The sequence below is a fragment of the Clostridium sp. CTA-7 genome, from assembly GCF_054768095.1.
This window is the reverse complement of the sequence record NZ_BAAAAV010000003.1, coordinates 177,295-194,749: the sequence shown is the minus strand read 5'-3', so window position 1 is coordinate 194,749 and position 17,455 is coordinate 177,295. Positions and strand designations below refer to the sequence as shown.

Sequence of the window (17,455 nt, the reverse complement as noted above, 5' to 3'; positions counted from 1 at the left end):
AAGATGAAAACTGTTATACTTGCTGGAGGAAAAGGAATTAGAATGAGTCAGTTAACAATGAATATTCCTAAGCCTTTGTGTGAGGTTGGGGATAAGCCTATAGTATGGCACATAATGAAAATATATAGTCATTATGGATTTAATGATTTTATGTTTTTGTTAGGCTATAAAGGGGAAAAAATAAAAGAATATTTTATAGATTATTCATGGAAGACTAGAAGTTTTCTTTTAGATATGAAAAGTGGGGATATTAATATAGATTCTGAATCAGAGCCATGGAAGATAAACTTTATTGATACAGGTATTGAAACTATGACAGGAGGAAGGTTAAAAAGGGCTCAAAAGTATATTGGTAATGAAACATTTATGTTAACTTATGGAGATGGACTAGCAGATATAAATATAGATGAATTATTAAAATTTCATAAAGAACAGGGAAAAATAGCAACAGTTACAGGCATATATAAGAAAAGTCAATATGGAATTTTAACTGTAGAAGATGGATTAGCTAAATCTTTTGACGAAAAAAAGAGTACTGATGGAATAATAAATGGTGGATTTTTTGTTTTTGAACCAGAAATATTTGATTATTTAGAAAATGATACAACATGCGTTTTAGAACAGAATCCCTTAAAGAAATTAGCGAGAGATAATGAATTAGCAGTATATATTCATAATGGCTTTTGGACTGCTATGGACACCTTAAATGATATAAATAATGTAAATAAAATTTGGAACGAAGGAAAAGGAGAATGGAAAATATGGTAAACAAGTTTTGGAGTAATAAAAATGTTTTTATAACTGGTGGTACTGGATTTTTAGGAAGTTATTTAGTTAAAAAACTAGTAAATTATGGGGCAAATGTAACTATATTAGTAAGAGATTATATACCAAAATCAAATATATATATTGGGGAAGAATATAAAAAGGTTAATGCTGTATACGGCGCTTTAGAGGATTATTCATTAATAGAAAGGATACTTGGAGAATATGAAATAGACACAGTATTCCATTTAGCTGCTCAAGCCATTGTTGGAGTTGCAAATAGAAACCCATTAGGAACTTTTATTTCTAATATAGAAGGAACTTGGAATATACTTGAGGCAGCAAGAAGAAGCCCATTAATTAAACGAGTAATAGTAGCATCTAGTGATAAAGCCTATGGTGATCAAGAAAGGCTTCCATATGATGAAAATATGCCACTTCAAGGAAAGCACCCTTATGATGTTTCAAAAAGTTGTGCAGATCTAATTTCTCAAACTTATTATGAAAGCTACAAGCTGCCAGTATGTATTACAAGATGTGGAAATCTCTATGGCGGTGGAGATTTAAACTTCAATAGAATTATTCCACAAAGTATTCAATCTATATTAAATAAAGAAGCTCCTTTAATAAGAAGTGATGGAAGCTTTATTCGTGATTATTTTTATATAGAGGATGCAGTAGACGCATATATTAATTTAGCTGAAAAAGTTGTAGATCTCAAGCTAGGAGGACAAGCTTTTAACTTTAGTAATGAAATACAATTAACAGTTTTAGAACTAGTTAATAAAATATTAAAAATTATGGGTAGTGATCTAAAGCCTATAATATTAAATCAAGGAAATAATGAAATAACACATCAATATTTATCAGCAAAGAAAGCAAGAACTTTATTAGGGTGGAGTCCAAAATATACAATTGATGAAGGGCTAAGTAAAACTATAGAATGGTATAAAGATTTCTTTAAAAAGGAGATATAAATAATGCAAAAGAGTGTTTTTTGTATGGTTGTATCTAGTACTAGATTAATTCAGGCAATTGCATGTTTTTTATCTTTGCATAAAACTATTGATAACTTTAAAATATATATTCTTTGTGCAGATGACAAATGCTATGAGTTTCTTAAGAAAATTAATTTAGATAAAGTAGTATTAGTAACAATTCCTGAACTAAATAGAAAAGATTTGTTAGAAATCAAAGCTTCAAGAAAATTAAATCAATATTGTTGGACATTAAAGCCCAGTTTTATAAAGTATATATTTACTTTGGATAATTCAATTGAAAGAGTAACTTATATAGATTCAGATTTATTCTTTTATCAAAATCCTAATGTAATATTTGAAAATCAACCATATGCTTCCGTATTACTATCTAGTGGAGAAATATTTTTGCCAATGTATTCAAAAGAATTTAATCATACTATGCAATCTCTAACTGGAAATTTTAACTCGGGATTTATTAGTTTTAAAAAAGATATTAACGGATTAGCGTGTGTTAATTGGTGGGATAAAATGTGTATAGATAGTTGTACTTCAAATCCTGAAGATAATAAATTTGGAGATCAAAAATATCTTGATGATATGCCATTCTTATTTAATAATGTTCAGGAAATAACAACTCAAGGAATAAATATAGGACATTGGAATTATTCGAAATATAATTTCACAATTTTAAATGATAATATAATGGTGAATAATAATAAATTGATATTTTATCACTTTAGTGGTTTTAGAATAATTAGCAAATATGATATTAGGCAGGTTCACGAACAAGATAGAGTAAATATACCATTTATTTACAAAATATATAGAGGAGCATTGGAAAAAATTATTGATGATGTTGAAACGATAGATCCAAATTTTAAGGAATATAGGACTACAGCTGCAGTTGATGATAATTAGAAAAGATTAACGAGGGAGGAGAAAGTAATGAAAGTAAGTGTTATAATACCATCATATAATTCTAAAGAACGGTTATACTACAATCTTATATCCTTAAATAATCAAGATTGTGACTTCAATATTTTTGAAGTTGTTGTAGTAGATAATGGATCTAACGATAATACTCTACAAATGTTAGAAAATTTTAAAGCTAACTTTGTATTTAAATTTGTGAGACTTGAAAAAAATAGAGGAATTGCTCGTGGAAGAAATGAAGGAATAAGAAGAGCAGCTGGTGATATTCTAATATTCCATGATAGTGATATGATAGCTCCTAGAGATTTTATAAATAGACATTTAAAAAATCATGAAGAAAAAAATATAGTTGTATGCGGAATTCCGTGGAAAAGAGTTTTTACTTTTTATTATAAAGAACTAGATGTAAGCAATGAAAATTATTTAGGTGAAAATGTGCCTAAAACAAATGAGAAGTCTAATATGCCAGATAAGCATCCATTAATAGATGTTGAATCAATAATTGATGGAAGTTATATGAAAAATTCTTTTGACTTAAATACAGAATTTATGCGAGGTCTAAAAAATATATTGGAACAACACAATGAAGAATTAAAAGACTATGTTTTGCCATGGAGATTTTTTATAACTAATAATGCTTCCGTAGAAAGAAATAGAGTTATAGAAGTAGGGATGTTTGATGAAGATATAGTTGGATATGGATTTGAAGACTATGACTTAGGAATAAGACTATATAAGTCTGGTAGCAAATTTATATTTGATAAAAATATATTAAATGTTCATCAAGAGCATCCTACAAATATTAATATATTTGAAACTCGTGAAAATATAAATTATGTATGTAAAAAATACAATAATATTTATTTTTTAGATGTACTATTAGTTTGTATGTCTGGTATAACATCGATTAATGATTATGATCTTAATGAATTAACTAAAGATATAAATAATATGATAGCTGTAAGCTATTTCAAGCCTTTTTTAGATATATTTTTAGAATTACTTCAAACATGTAGACGACGCTACTTTATAGAAGGTGTTACAGATATAAATAAAGTTATGCCAACTATAGATGTAGATATAAATAAATTAATTATTGAAGCTAAAATTTTAAGAGATATATTTGGAATTAAATATATTACAGAAGCTATGTTAGCCTTAATAAAAGACATTTATAATGTTTATTATTAAATTCTAAAAATGTACTGAAGAGGAGGATAACTATGAGTAAATATCATTTATCAATGATTTTATCGGAAGCAAATTTATTTAAAGCCATACCAATGTATGTTTCTTTAGAGAACTGTTGTAGTGATTTTAAGTTATTTATTTTATGTATGAATGATTCTGTTTACCATATACTAAATAAAATAGGTTTCAAAAACATGATTCTAGTACAACTAAAAGATATAGAGAGAACTAATTATGATTTAGTATTAGCTAAGTCTAATAGAATATTTCATGAATATTGTTGGACACTAAAACCTATTTTTTTATATTATGTAATTAATAAATATGACAATGCGAAATATTATGCACATGTAGATGCAGATTTATTCTTTTTTTCTGATATAGATTATATTTTTAATGAGAATCCTGATGCGTCAATTTTTTTAACAGATCATAGAAATTCAGAAGAGTTTAAGTTCTATTACGAACTAAGTGGATTATATAATACAGGATTTGTAGGATTTAAAAATAATAATGAAGCAAAAACTGCAGTGAGACTTTGGGGGGAGAGGTGCTTAAAAAAATGTACTGTTGAATATGATGTGGTTAATAAAACTTTTGGAGACCAAAGGTATGTAGAAGATTGGCCTAATATATTTAAAAATGTTCATATAGTAAACTCTATTGGAGCGAATGCTGCATTTTGGAATATAAAGAATTATAAAGTTTCAAGAAAGAATAATGTTGTGCATGTGGATTATTCACCTCTATTATTCTACCATTTTTCTGGGGTAGTGCTATTGGGAACAAGAGAATTTGATTTATGCCCTTTTTATCACATAGAGGATGAAAACTTAATAAATTATATATATGATCCTTATATTAGATGGTTATCACAATCAATAGAAAACGTAATTAGAGAATTTCCATGGTTTAATTCAGGATTTATTGATAAGGCTAATATTGTGAATTTGAATAACTATAAAATATAATTAATATAAAAAGTAGTTATTTATTTTGTTTTAGTGATATAAAAAGAATTAAATAAATTATTAATATAGAAGCACACGATCTACGTTGGATTGGTGCTTTTTCTCTTTGACATAGGTTCTATACAAATACCAGGAAAATAATTCCTCACTATTAATTCAGAAACAAAAAGGTTATAGTAATGTTTATAAATATTATTACCTATTTTTACCTTTATATTATACGTCGTCGCTTAAATGTTTTAGGGGCAGGAATTGTAGTTTTTGACATTGGAATTCCACCTAGTACATTTATTTAATCAGAGTTTTTATGTTTTTATGAAGCATTTTTAATTTAGAATAATTAAGAAAGAACTGTATCACAAATAAGTAAGTAAAGAGTGATACGTAAACTTAAAATCTGTTAAGTAATTAAATTTACTATATAAAAATAGGATATTACAAACAGTAATAAGTAGTGAAATTACTACATTCTACTTATACTCTACATACTCTACCTTTGGTGGGTTTGAATATAGTGACTTTTGAATTATCATATTATTAAAGGAGGGTGTTATTATGGATACACAAAAAATTGGACGATTTATAGCAGAAGCTAGAAAAAACAAAAAAATGACTCAAGCAGAGTTTGGAGAATATCTTAATGTAACTGATAAAGCAGTTTCAAAGTGGGAATGTGGTAAGTGTATGCCTGATAGTTCATTGTTTGAAGAAATAGGTAAAGTGTTGGAGGTTTCAGTTAATGAGCTACTAAAGGGTGAATATATTGAACAGGAAAATGAAGAGGTGGAAAATAATAAAAATATAATTTCATTACTTAATGAAATTCAAAAATTAAAAAGAAATGAATCATTGGTTGGGGCCTTATGTGCATTATTGATATCATTTATTACAATAATTTATTCTGCAATATATAAACCTAGTATAAAAGCTTATGAACAATTTTTTTCGGGATTTATTAAAGCTATCAGTGCAGGTTGTCTTGTTATAGGAATACTTCTTATATTCAATGCCTGGGTGAAGTACTCAATAAGGAATTCTAATAAAAACTAGAGTATAAATTTGCTTTTTTATCATTAGGAGATATACAAATAATGATAGAAGAAATAAATAGTTATTGGAATATCAAGATTTAAATGGATATTTATTAAGATTTTGTTCGAAATAGGTAATTTGATAAAAGCATTATTAGTGGTTAACTTTTATCAAATTCTGAAAGTAAAGAAAAGGTTATGTATAATGTACACACCCTTGGTGGAATGCAAGAAATGTGGGTTTTAATAGATATAGAAAAAACACATAATATTTTTTCAAGAAACTAAATAATTATATATTCTGTGATATACTTAAGAGTAGGTTGACGTAACAATTATAGATAAGGAAACTCCATAACTTATATAGATTTGTAGGTGTAAGCAAGCTTACAAAATAATAGACTGGGAGTTTCACTTATAGAAAGTAAGGGTGTAGTAGAATGAATTATCAAGAAGTATTGAAGAATGCGAGAACTTGTATTGGTGATTATTGTAAAGCATGTAATGAATGTAACGGAAGAGTATGTAAAAATCGAATGCCAGGTCCAGGGGCAAAAGGCGTTGGTGATGTAGCAATACGTAATTATGATAAGTGGAAAGAAATTCGTATTAACATGGACACATTAACAGAAAACAAAAAGGTTGATACCAGTATAGAATTATTCAATAGAAGATTTAAGTATCCATTTTTTGCTGCGCCAGTAGGAGCTGTTCAAGTGCATTATGGTGATAAATATGATGAGATGCAATATAATGATATTTTAGTTTCTACATGTGCAAAGGAAGGAATCTTAGCCTTCACTGGAGATGGGGTAAACCCAGAGGTAATGAAAGGCGCTACAAGTGCTATAAAAAATGCAAATGGATTAGGAATTCCTACTGTAAAGCCTTGGAATATAACAACAATAGAAGAAAGAATGAAGTTAGTTAGAGAATCGGGAGCTATTGCAGTAGCTATGGATATTGATGCAGCTGGACTTCCATTTTTAAAGAATATGAATCCTCCAGCTGGAGCAAAAACTGTAGACGAGCTTAAGGAAATTATTGAACTTTCTAAACTACCGTTTATCGTAAAAGGTATAATGACTGTTAAAGGTGCATTAAAAGCTAAAGAAGCTGGTGCTGCTGCTATAGTTGTTTCAAATCATGGTGGAAGAGTACAAGATCAATGCCCAGCAACTGCAGAAGTGTTAGCTGATATTGTTGATGCTGTAGGTGGCTCAATGAAAATATTCGTAGATGGCGGAATACGTTCAGGAGTAGATGTTTTTAAAGCATTAGCTTTAGGAGCTGATGGAGTACTTATATGCAGAACATTTGTAACAGCACTTTATGGTGGAGCAGAAGAAGGGGTAAAAGTATATATTGAAAAATTAGCAAATGAGCTTGAAGATACAATGGCAATGTGTGGAGCCTATTCTTTAGAAGATATTACTAGAGATATGATAAGATATTAATTAATACATTGAAGATAATTTTATTTAAAGTCATAGAGAAATCTATGGCTTTTTTATATATAATTGAGAAACAATTATATTAAAATACAAAATAAAGTTTATTACTTTTATTAATTACCTTTGCTTTTGAGTAGATTATATTGCCAACAATTATTTCTCCATCACATGCAATAAAATCTAATTAGTGGATAAATGCATTTATCTTATATTCTAATATTTTGTAAAAAATATATTCATCTTAATTACCTAAATCTAATAAGCCATGTACCAATCCCATCTCTTACTTATGTATAAATTCAAGGTATTTTGGCTATCATGTTTGCATAGCACTGAAAAACAATTGATTTATTGAAGCGTGAATATGCATACTAATAGAGAAACTTGACATATATATATATATAATATATAATTACCTTGGTTAACAGTTAACGAAGGTAACTATATTGAATTAGGAGGTATTAAAAATGCAAGGCTTTTTTCAGCGATTCATATCTTTATACCGACCAATAATAAGTAAGCTTAATGATTTGTTAAGTGAATATAATCTTTCGTATTCTTTATGGCAAGTTATTTTTTATCTAAAAAACAATGGACCATCTTCACTTGTAGATATTTCTAAGTACTATAATGTAGAAAAACCTAGCGTGACTAGAAGGGTTCAAAGTTTAGAAGAGAAAATGATTATAAAAGAAATAACCGGCAAGAATAAGCGTGAAAAAATCATTCAGTTGACTGAAACAGGAGAAGAACTCTATCAAATCTGTCGTGAAAAAATAACATGTTTAGAATATGAAGTGATGAAAGATATTACAAAAGAAGAGCAACAAATTGTATTTGAAGTAATTCCAAGAATATTAGAAAATATTACAAATGAAAAGGAGAGTTGAAATTGAATCAACCTAAATTATGGACAAAAAATTTCCTGATTGTTACTACGGCAAACTTTTTTCTTTATTTTACTTTCTACTTATTGATGGTGACAATGAGTTTATTTGCATCAGAAAAATTTCATGCTACACCTAGTCAAGCTGGGTTAGCTTCTGGAATATTTATAATAGGAACACTTGTCTTACGTATTTTTTCAGGGAAATACATAGAAAAAATAGGATGTAAGAGAATGCTTTATATTGGTTTTACCTTATTCTTAATAACTACTTGTTTATATCTTTTAGTGAACAGCATGGGAATGCTTTTGGCTAATCGTTTCCTGAATGGAGCAGCTATGGGAATTGCATCAACAGCTACAGGAACCATTGTGGCAAAGATTATTCCTAATGAACGTCGAGGTGAAGGTACTGGCTATTATACATTAAGCTTGACTTTGGCTGCTGCAATTGGACCATTTTTAGGAATGTTAATCACTGAGCATGCAAGCTTTTACATGAATTTCATTGTATGTGTTGCTTTTTTAGCAATTAGTTTCATTGCAGTGTTCTTCGTGGAGGTTCCAAAATTAGAGCTTGCAAAAGAGCAATTAAAGAAGAGGAGTAACTTTTCTATACATAATTTCTTTGAGATCAAAGCAGTTCCAATTTCTATAGTTTCAGCATTAATTGCTTTTGGCTACTCAAGTATTCTTACATTCATTACACCTTATGTTAAAGAAATCAATCTAGCTTATGCAGGGAGCTTTTTCTTTATTGTATATGCAGTTTTTGTTTTTGTTTCAAGACCTTTTACAGGAAAATGGCTTGATACAAAAGGAGAAAACTTTGTTATGTATCCGTCTATAATATTGTTTGCTATAGCTTTATTTATTATGAGTGGAGTCAATAATGGATTTACACTCTTATTAGTTGGAGCTTTAGTGGGAATTGGATATGGTACAATATCTTCAAGTTGCGTAGCAATTGCAATAAAAGTTTCTCCGAAGCATAATATAGGATTAGCTACTTCAACTAGTTTTATATTTCAAGATTTAGGGGTAGGTTTTGGGCCGTTCATATTAGGACTTTTGGTACCGTCAATAGGCTATAGAGGATTATATTTAGCGATGGCAATAGTTACATTTATTACTGTGCTATTATATTATTTCTTACATGGAAGAAATAGTGTGTGTGAAGATAATATTAATGAAGCAACTTCTGTTTAAGAAGTAAAAAAACAGTTAAAAGGCAGTCTTTTATGAGGCTGCCTTTTTTATATTTAAACTAGGAATTTTTAATATATTTTCTCTACACTTTAATTATAACATAAATAATTAGATAATTACAGACTGGTAATTTCGGGTGTTTATGATTAAATATTAATATCACTTTAAAATGCTTTTTTCATTGTAAGGAGGAGATATATTGTCAATAAATAAATCTGAATGGATAATAGAAGAGGAATGGTTACAAAGGGTATTAAGAGAGGTAAAAAGTCAATTAGAAGAAAAGAAAAACTATAAAGAAAACTTTAAAAAAGATGCAATTAAAACTCAAAGAGAGCTATGGGAAAATGTTGGAGCAGTTTCAGTAAATAATGGTTTGCAGCATATTGTAGATTTTATACAGTTTATAAATACTATGAAGATTCAAAAGCAAAGTCATGAGTTTGAAAGAAAGCTAGTTGATAAATATGAGCAAATGCTTTTATCACCCTATTTTGCAAGAATGGATTTTATTGAAGATGGAGAAGGAAAAGAGGAAAAATTCTATCTTGGAATTTCTAATTTAATTAATGAAGATTTTGATTTCCTTATATATGATTGGAGAGCACCAATTTCAAGTATGTTTTATGATTATGAGATTGGAAGTGCTTCTTATGAATGTCCTGAAGGAATAATAAATGGCAAGATAACAATGAAAAGACAATATAAAATTAATAATGGTAAGATTGATTATATGTTTGATAGCAATATTAAAATAGATGATGAGGTCTTACAAGATATATTAAGTAAAAGCAGCGACAGTAAAATGAAGGCTATAGTTACTACAATTCAAAGAGAACAAAATAAAGCAATCCGTAATGAGAAGTATAAAAACTTAATAGTTCAAGGACCAGCAGGTAGTGGAAAGACATCAGTTGCCCTTCATAGAATAGCATACCTTTTATATAAACATCGTGATACTATAACTTCTAAAAATATAGTAATTTTTTCGCCAAATAACATATTTAATGATTATATTTCTAATGTATTACCTCAGCTTGGTGAAGATAATATGTTGCAAACTACATTCAAAGAATATATGCATAAAGTTTTAGAGGATGTAAATGTTAAGGAAGATTATTGTGAAATGATGGAAAACATCTTTGGTGATGAAGGGGAACAATATTATGATGTTAGAATTAAAAGTATAAAGTTTAAGTCTTCTATGGAATTTGTTAAGCTATTAAAAGTATATATTTCAGACCTAGAAGAAAATCCTAAAGAATTTTTTGACATTACTTTAAGAAATGAAACTATAATTTCTTCCAAGGATATAAATGAGCTATATTATAAGGATTATGTTGATCTTCCCCTTAAGAGAAAATTAGAAAAGATAAGAAATAGAATTTTATTTCTTATAGAATCTAATGAAAAAAGATTAGTAGAGAAAGTAGCAAAGGAAATAGAGGAAACGGGAGAATATCTAGAGAAGAGAGAAATCAATAAAGTAAGTAGGGCCTTAGTTAATGGAGGGATAAAAGATATAATTTATGAAGTTGAAGAAAAGACTAAATTTAACTTGCTAGATACTTATACAAATCTTTATGAAAACTTAGAATATTTCTTAGAAAAGGCAAATATTGATTTTGATAATGATACTATTAGAGAAATTAAAAGATATACATTAGAGAATTTTAGAGCTAAAAAGATTAATTATGAAGATCAAATAGCACTTTTATTTATAAAAGGAGCAGTAGGTGATATTCCAAAAACATCAGAAGTAAAATATGTAATTATAGATGAAGCACAAGATTATTCGCCATTACAGTATGAAATATTTAATCAATTATTTGGCTCTGCAAATAAAACAATACTAGGAGATATATCTCAATCTATTAATCCATATATGAATGTTGGAAGCTATAGTAATATTGTAGAAATACTTAATCCAGAAAATACTTCTACTATTAATTTAACTAAAAGCTATAGATCAACAATGGAAATAACTAAATTTTCACGAAGAATACTAAATAAAGAAATAGCTGATGAATATGTTGAAAGAAATGGATCTGAACCAAGGCTAATTGGATTTTTAGAGGAGAAGGATATAAATAAAAGAATAGTAGAAGAAGTAAAAGCTTATAGGAGTGAAGGTTATAACTCTATTGGGATAATAACTAAAAATATTAGTGAAGTAAAAAATGTCTACAATTACGTAAAAGATAAGATAGATGCTAAGATGATAATAAATGATGAAGATGAATATATTAATGACATTGTAATTATTCCTGCTTATCTTGCAAAAGGATTAGAGTTTGATGTGGTTATGATATATAATGCAGGTGATTCTAAATATAAGGATGAAGAAGATAGACTGTTACTTTACACTGCTTGCACAAGGGCACTTCATGCTTTAGATATATATTATATAGGGAATTTATCACCATTATTAAATAACTTTAATTAAGGAAGTTTTTTAATAAGATAAAATAATGTTTTTAAAAATAGTTATACAATTTGGAAAAGGTTATAGATTTAGAAATGAAAATTAATGAGCTGTCTTATGGAAGCCTTTAGGCTCAGCTTTAATTTATTTAATAATTAATAAATAATCCCTTGACCTGAAGTTAACTTAAGGTTGTATGATATAAAAGATGTTTTAGAACATATATTTATTAATGTTTGAGAGGGATGTGAGTTTTATGAAAAAGAGAAAATTAGGAAATAGTAATCTTGAAGTTTCAACTATTGGATTGGGATGCATGGGAATTAGTCAAAGTTACCCTCCTTTTCCTGAAAAAAGTGATATGATATCTTTAATTCATTCAGCCATAGATTTCGGTGTAACTTTTTTTGATACAGCAGAAGTTTATGGAGCATATACAAATGAAGAATTAGTTGGGGAAGCATTAAAACCTTACCGTGATAAAGTAGTTATTGCCACAAAATTCGGTTTTAATATTCAAAATGGTAAATCAGTAGGGGTAGACAGTCGTCCAGAAACTATAAGAAAAGCAGTTGAAGGTTCTCTTAAGCGTTTAGGAACTGATTATATTGATCTTTTATATCAACATCGTGTTGATCCTAATGTACCAATTGAAGAAGTAGCAGGAACTGTCCAAAGGTTAATAGAAGAAGGGAAAGTGAGATATTGGGGCCTTTCAGAAGCTGGTGCGCAAACAATTCGTCGTGCTCATTCAGTTCTTCCTGTAACTGCTATTCAAAGTGAATATTCTATGTGGTGGAGAAAACCAGAGAATGAATTATTACCAACTCTTGAGGAGCTTGGAATAGGATTTGTACCATTTAGTCCTTTAGGAAAAGGATTCTTAACTGGTGAAATTAATAAAGATACAAAGTTTGAAAGCAATGACTTTAGAAACACAATTCCACGTTTCAATTCAGAAAATCTTTCTGCAAATGAAGCTCTAGCTGAATTAGTAAAAAAGATTGCTAAGGAAAAGAATGCAACACCAGCACAAATTGCACTATCATGGGTACTAGCTCAAAAAACTTGGATTGTGCCGATTCCTGGAACTAAAAAGCTTGAACGTTTAAAGGAAAATATAGGATCAGAAAATATTAGGTTCACAGCAACAGAATTAACTGAGATAAATGACGCACTTTCTAAAATTGAAATTATAGGGGAACGTTATCCAAAAGAACAAGAAATATTAACTGGATTATAAAGCAAAAGTATGTGTTGAAATTGGAGAGATAATGATGACAATAAAGGAAGTATCAGAATTAACAGGAATATCAATAGATAATCTTAGGTATTACGAGAGAATCGGACTGATTCCTCCAGTTCCTAGAAAAGAAAATGGGATAAGAGATTTTGATGAGATGTCACTACATTGGATAGATTTTGCTATGAAGTTTAAAAGAGCAGGGATGCCTTTAGAAGCAATTATTGAATATATGAGATTAGCTAGATTAGGTGATTCTACAAGGGAAGCAAGAAAGCAAATTTTAGAAGAGGCAAGAGATAATATTATAAGAAAGATTAATGAATTACAGAAAACTTTAGATTTTGCAAATTATAAGATAAACGATTTTTATGGTGATTGTTCAAGTGAAATAGATAAACTTGTTAAGTAAAAAGAGGATAAATAGCAAATTTTGAATGTCAACTTCTAAGAGGATAAATAATTAGGTGCAAGTGGAGCTGCCGTACAAAGAAATTCAACTACAATATAGTGTATAAGTTATTTTATTAAATAGCAATATATTGTGTTTGTATCTTTTAGTACGGCAGCTTAATTTTTTTTCAATAGTTTGTAAAATATTAATGGAAATAATCATACAAATAAAACAATAAACTGTTGAAAAAGCATTTCAAATTTTACATTTATGCATAAGAATCAATGAGGGTAAGAAATGAATTATTAATGATAATTTTGTAAACAATTATACATGTCAATTATTAGTTAAATATATAATTATATATCGAAAAATAGAAAGTTAACATAATTTTAATAAAATAAAAGGATTACAAAGGAATAATTGTAAAAAAAAGACAAAAATATTAGGAATATATTGTAAAAATTTACAGTATAAATTTAATATTATAAGAGTTATAATTAAAAAGTGGTTAAAAAAGACAAACATAGAAGTATGAGGGAAAAATTGATGAGTGTAAGATGAGTATATTTACTTATTTAGGTTATATTGTATTGAAGGTTCCTACTGATATGTTTTAGCTATGAGCAAAGCTTAAAGTATTAGTGTTTTATATAAAGTGATACTTTTCAGGTAAAATTTTATATCTTAAGTAAATTAAGTTGAACTTGGTTGATGGCTATGATTTCATAAAGATATTTGAAGTATGGGTATGATTTACCCTTTTATGCAAGCGCTTGCTACCGAAGAAGTAAAATCTTTAGAGATTAACGAGATAGTTTCATCAAGTTGTGTAATACATGTATTGTGATTTAGACAAACATTTATCTTTAAGCATTGTTCTTGCGAAATGTTATACTGCACTGATAGATTTATAGATTCAGCTTTAAAATTTTGTGCATTGAGCACATCGAAAGGAATGATAGCTAATATGAAAGGATTAATTATTAACAAAAACAGAGAAATTGATGTAATGGAGGTTAATGAACCACAAATATATTCTGAATGTGACGTCAAAATTAAAGTCAAGTATTCAGGAATATGTGGTACAGACTTGCAAATGTTAAAAGGAAACATGGAATGTACATCTGGTATTGTTAGAGGTCATGAAGCAGTTGGTATAGTAGTAGAAGTTGGTCCTAATGTAAAAAATGTAAAAGTTAATGATAGGGTAGTTATTGATCCTAATCAGTATTGTGGAAAGTGCCATTATTGTAAGAATGGTCAAACTAATTTTTGTATAGGTGATAATGGTAAATTAGCTATTGCAGGAGTAAATAAGACTGGGTTATTTGCAAAATATTTTGTATGTGATGAAACTTTTGTTCATAAAATACCTGATAATTTAAGTTTTGGAGCCGCAGTGTTAGTTGAGCCATTAGCTTGCGTACTTCATAATATTAAAGCCGCAAACATACAGCCAGAAGAATCAGTACTTATAATAGGGGCTGGACCAATGGGAGTACTTACCCAAATGGTTTGCAAAAGAATAGCAAGGTTAACTGTAAGTGTTGAAAAGAATGATTTTAGAAAGAACTTTTCAAAAGAAATAGCTGATTATGTATACTATCCAGAAGAACTAACAGAAGAAGTAAGAAGAATAAATATGGATAGGAAATTTGATGTAATCATAGACTCTGTAGGAAACCAAATGGAATTGTGTGAAGCTATGATAGAAAAAGATGGAAGAATTATTTTATTAGGAATTGATCCTTCTTACAATTTTAAATTTAATCCTGCTTATTATCAAGGTAATGGTATAAGAATAATAGGTGCTGGTGAATATAATTTATTATTCGAAAAAGCTATAAAATATGCAACTAAATTAAACGGCTTGGAAAAACTAGTAACTAAAAAATATCCTATAGAAGATGCGAAAGAAGCATTTGAAGAATTATTATCTAATAATATAGAGTCTATGAAAACTGTTTTTGAATTTAAATAAAAATGAAAAAATGGAGAGTAGAAAAATGAAGAAAGTAAGTAATTTAAACAAAATAGATGAGTTTATAGAAAGTCAAATGGAAAAGAAAAAGTACTTGGTGTGGATGCCTAAAATTTGGAATACTATACATTTTGAAAATATATTATCTGAAAGCGAAGATGAAATTCAAGTAGATGCATATGAATATATTTCTATACTACTAAAATTTCTAAAATCGCAAAATTATGAAATGTCTTTGAATAATGACTTTAATAAAAGTTCAATATATTGTTCACTAGTTAGGTATTCAACAGCTTGGGATTACAACCATGATGGAAAATTAGAAATGGGAACATTTTTGAGATTTATTATATTGTTACCTATGCTAAAAAAAATAGGAATAGATATATTATATTTATTACCCATAACAGAATACAGTGACTTATATAAAAAAGGGGATATTGGAGGTCCTTATGTAATAAAAAATTATTTTAAGTTAGACGAGAATTTACATGATGAGATGTTAAATGAAATGGATGATTTCTCTATAGACAATGAATATGCTGCATTAGTGGAAGCTTGTCATCTTTTAGGCATAAGAGTAGTAAATGATTTTGTTCCAAGAGTTACTGCACGTAACAGTGACATAATAAAGGATCACCCAGATTGGGTATATTGGATTAAAAAAGAATATTTAGATGATTTCAAAACACCACAGATACCCGAACTAGGATTTTTTGAAGAGTGTACACATGATAATTTAGAGACAATATATAAATCTGAAGAGACTAAAATGCATCTAAGAAAATTTTCTCAATCACCAGATATATTAAATTCTAGTTTATGGGAAAAATTAAAGGTTCAATCAGAAGAAACAGGGGAAGATTTATTGTTATTAGTTGAAAAAGAAATGAAAATAACAACTCCACCTGCACATTCAGATTGGGTAAATGATGTACAACCAATTTGGACAGACATTACTTTCTTAAAGATATATAAGGATGTATATCCAGAGGTTAAAAAGTTTTTAAATGATGATCAACCACCATATGTTATGTTTGATACGATAAAAGCTAATAAGTTTCCAGGAACAGAGCCAAATTATGGATTATGGAAGCTTTTTGAAGAAGTTATGCGTTACAGCATTACAGAATACGATATAGATGGAATAAGAGTTGATATAGGACATACTATACCATCAGTACTATTAAATCATTTATTTGATGTAGTAAAGGAGTTAAAGCCCAATGCTATATTCATGAGCGAGGATTTATTTAATAAAAACCATGAAAAAGCTTATGAAAGTGGTTATAACATAATGCTTGGCAGTGAATGGCTAGAAATGTCTAGATTAAATAAAGAGAATTTAACTAATTTTTTAACAGAATTACAAAACTTGAAGCTTCATATATTCGGGTGTGCTGAGACTGCAGATACTCCAAGAATAACAACGAGGAATGGTGGAATTCAATTAGCTCGTTCAATTGCAGTATTTAATATGTTTTTACCTAACGCAATTCCGTATGTAACTACAGGGGGAGAAGTAAATGAAGATGAACCTATAAATTGTGGATTGGCGGATAATACAAATGGAGCAGAAATACCAAGAGCCTTTTTTAATAAAATGAAGATTAAATGGACTAACAAGAATGCTAATGGGATGCTTAATTTATTGCAGAACTTAAAAGAGTGTAAAAGCAAATATTTGCATCTATTAAGTTCAGAACATTTTGAAATTTTAAATTCTTCAGATGAAGTACTAATATATGCATATAAAAATATCGATAAAGCGCTAGTAGTAGTATTTAATTTAAATATGGCTGAAGAAAAAGTAATAAAGCTAAATGAATCAATCAACTTTGCAAAAAATCCTAAGATTGTTGCAAATAGTGTAGAAGATGACCAAAGGAAAGTGTTAAACAATGAAATTGATAAGCTAGAAGCTGGACAAGTTATTGTTTTAGTTAATGATTATCAAAGCAATTAAAAATATTCCATAGAGAATTAATA

At 28.4% G+C, this 17,455-nt stretch carries 14 protein-coding genes; all 14 read left to right on the top strand.

The window, feature by feature from the left end; translation table 11 throughout:
• Positions 1 to 3: 3 nt before the first annotated feature.
• The 14 genes from rfbF (at position 4) to ACYUEX_RS06960 (ending at position 17,432) form a co-directional block, all read left to right on the top strand.
• Complete coding sequence (gene rfbF / locus ACYUEX_RS07025) at positions 4 to 768, top strand: glucose-1-phosphate cytidylyltransferase (protein WP_460287264.1); 765 nt, start codon at positions 4 to 6, stop codon at positions 766 to 768.
• Positions 762 to 1,742, top strand: coding sequence for a GDP-mannose 4,6-dehydratase (locus ACYUEX_RS07020; RefSeq protein WP_460287263.1), 981 nt, complete (start codon positions 762 to 764; stop codon positions 1,740 to 1,742). Before rfbF ends, ACYUEX_RS07020 begins: the two co-directional genes overlap by 7 nt.
• Positions 1,743 to 1,745: 3 nt before the next feature.
• Positions 1,746 to 2,663: a hypothetical protein gene (locus tag ACYUEX_RS07015; protein ID WP_460287262.1), complete on the top strand. Its 918-nt coding sequence runs from the start codon at positions 1,746 to 1,748 to the stop codon at positions 2,661 to 2,663.
• 27 nt (positions 2,664 to 2,690) lie between these two features.
• Positions 2,691 to 3,869, top strand: a complete 1,179-nt coding sequence (locus ACYUEX_RS07010; protein ID WP_460287261.1) for a glycosyltransferase family 2 protein — start codon at positions 2,691 to 2,693, stop codon at positions 3,867 to 3,869.
• 32 nt (positions 3,870 to 3,901) lie between these two features.
• On the top strand, positions 3,902 to 4,840 hold the full coding sequence (locus tag ACYUEX_RS07005; RefSeq protein WP_460287260.1) for a hypothetical protein: 939 nt from the start codon (positions 3,902 to 3,904) through the stop codon (positions 4,838 to 4,840).
• Between the two features lie 555 nt (positions 4,841 to 5,395).
• Positions 5,396 to 5,890, top strand: coding sequence for a helix-turn-helix domain-containing protein (locus ACYUEX_RS07000; protein ID WP_460287259.1), 495 nt, complete (start codon positions 5,396 to 5,398; stop codon positions 5,888 to 5,890).
• Positions 5,891 to 6,311: 421 nt separating this feature from the next.
• On the top strand, positions 6,312 to 7,328 hold the full coding sequence (locus ACYUEX_RS06995; RefSeq protein ID WP_460287258.1) for an alpha-hydroxy-acid oxidizing protein: 1,017 nt from the start codon (positions 6,312 to 6,314) through the stop codon (positions 7,326 to 7,328).
• Between the two features lie 464 nt (positions 7,329 to 7,792).
• Positions 7,793 to 8,215, top strand: a complete 423-nt coding sequence (locus ACYUEX_RS06990; protein ID WP_460287257.1) for a MarR family winged helix-turn-helix transcriptional regulator — start codon at positions 7,793 to 7,795, stop codon at positions 8,213 to 8,215.
• Positions 8,212 to 9,420 carry an MFS transporter gene (locus tag ACYUEX_RS06985; protein WP_460287255.1) on the top strand — a complete coding sequence of 403 codons (1,209 nt, stop codon included), beginning with the start codon at positions 8,212 to 8,214 and terminating at the stop codon, positions 9,418 to 9,420. The genes ACYUEX_RS06990 and ACYUEX_RS06985 overlap by 4 nt, the downstream gene beginning before the upstream one ends.
• Before the next feature lie 199 nt (positions 9,421 to 9,619).
• Complete coding sequence (gene helD, locus ACYUEX_RS06980) at positions 9,620 to 11,866, top strand: RNA polymerase recycling motor HelD (RefSeq protein ID WP_460287254.1); 2,247 nt, start codon at positions 9,620 to 9,622, stop codon at positions 11,864 to 11,866.
• A gap of 235 nt (positions 11,867 to 12,101) precedes the next feature.
• Complete coding sequence (locus ACYUEX_RS06975; RefSeq protein WP_460287252.1) at positions 12,102 to 13,088, top strand: aldo/keto reductase; 987 nt, start codon at positions 12,102 to 12,104, stop codon at positions 13,086 to 13,088.
• 31 nt (positions 13,089 to 13,119) lie between these two features.
• A complete protein-coding gene (locus tag ACYUEX_RS06970) occupies positions 13,120 to 13,500 on the top strand; it encodes a MerR family transcriptional regulator (protein ID WP_411167849.1) in 381 nt (126 codons plus the stop codon).
• A gap of 952 nt (positions 13,501 to 14,452) precedes the next feature.
• On the top strand, positions 14,453 to 15,466 hold the full coding sequence (locus ACYUEX_RS06965; protein ID WP_460287251.1) for a zinc-dependent alcohol dehydrogenase: 1,014 nt from the start codon (positions 14,453 to 14,455) through the stop codon (positions 15,464 to 15,466).
• Positions 15,467 to 15,491: 25 nt separating this feature from the next.
• Positions 15,492 to 17,432 (top strand): alpha-amylase family protein, encoded by a 1,941-nt coding sequence (locus ACYUEX_RS06960; protein WP_460287250.1) that lies wholly within the window; start codon positions 15,492 to 15,494, stop codon positions 17,430 to 17,432.
• Positions 17,433 to 17,455 lie beyond the last annotated feature (23 nt).

Coding starts and splice junctions, on each gene's coding strand:
- rfbF (WP_460287264.1), top strand. CDS start 4: ATGAAAACTGTTATACTTGCTGGAGGAAAAGGAATTAGAATGAGTCAG.
- ACYUEX_RS07020 (WP_460287263.1), top strand. CDS start 762: ATGGTAAACAAGTTTTGGAGTAATAAAAATGTTTTTATAACTGGTGGT.
- ACYUEX_RS07015 (WP_460287262.1), top strand. CDS start 1,746: ATGCAAAAGAGTGTTTTTTGTATGGTTGTATCTAGTACTAGATTAATT.
- ACYUEX_RS07010 (WP_460287261.1), top strand. CDS start 2,691: ATGAAAGTAAGTGTTATAATACCATCATATAATTCTAAAGAACGGTTA.
- ACYUEX_RS07005 (WP_460287260.1), top strand. CDS start 3,902: ATGAGTAAATATCATTTATCAATGATTTTATCGGAAGCAAATTTATTT.
- ACYUEX_RS07000 (WP_460287259.1), top strand. CDS start 5,396: ATGGATACACAAAAAATTGGACGATTTATAGCAGAAGCTAGAAAAAAC.
- ACYUEX_RS06995 (WP_460287258.1), top strand. CDS start 6,312: ATGAATTATCAAGAAGTATTGAAGAATGCGAGAACTTGTATTGGTGAT.
- ACYUEX_RS06990 (WP_460287257.1), top strand. CDS start 7,793: ATGCAAGGCTTTTTTCAGCGATTCATATCTTTATACCGACCAATAATA.
- ACYUEX_RS06975 (WP_460287252.1), top strand. CDS start 12,102: ATGAAAAAGAGAAAATTAGGAAATAGTAATCTTGAAGTTTCAACTATT.
- ACYUEX_RS06970 (WP_411167849.1), top strand. CDS start 13,120: ATGATGACAATAAAGGAAGTATCAGAATTAACAGGAATATCAATAGAT.
- ACYUEX_RS06965 (WP_460287251.1), top strand. CDS start 14,453: ATGAAAGGATTAATTATTAACAAAAACAGAGAAATTGATGTAATGGAG.
- ACYUEX_RS06960 (WP_460287250.1), top strand. CDS start 15,492: ATGAAGAAAGTAAGTAATTTAAACAAAATAGATGAGTTTATAGAAAGT.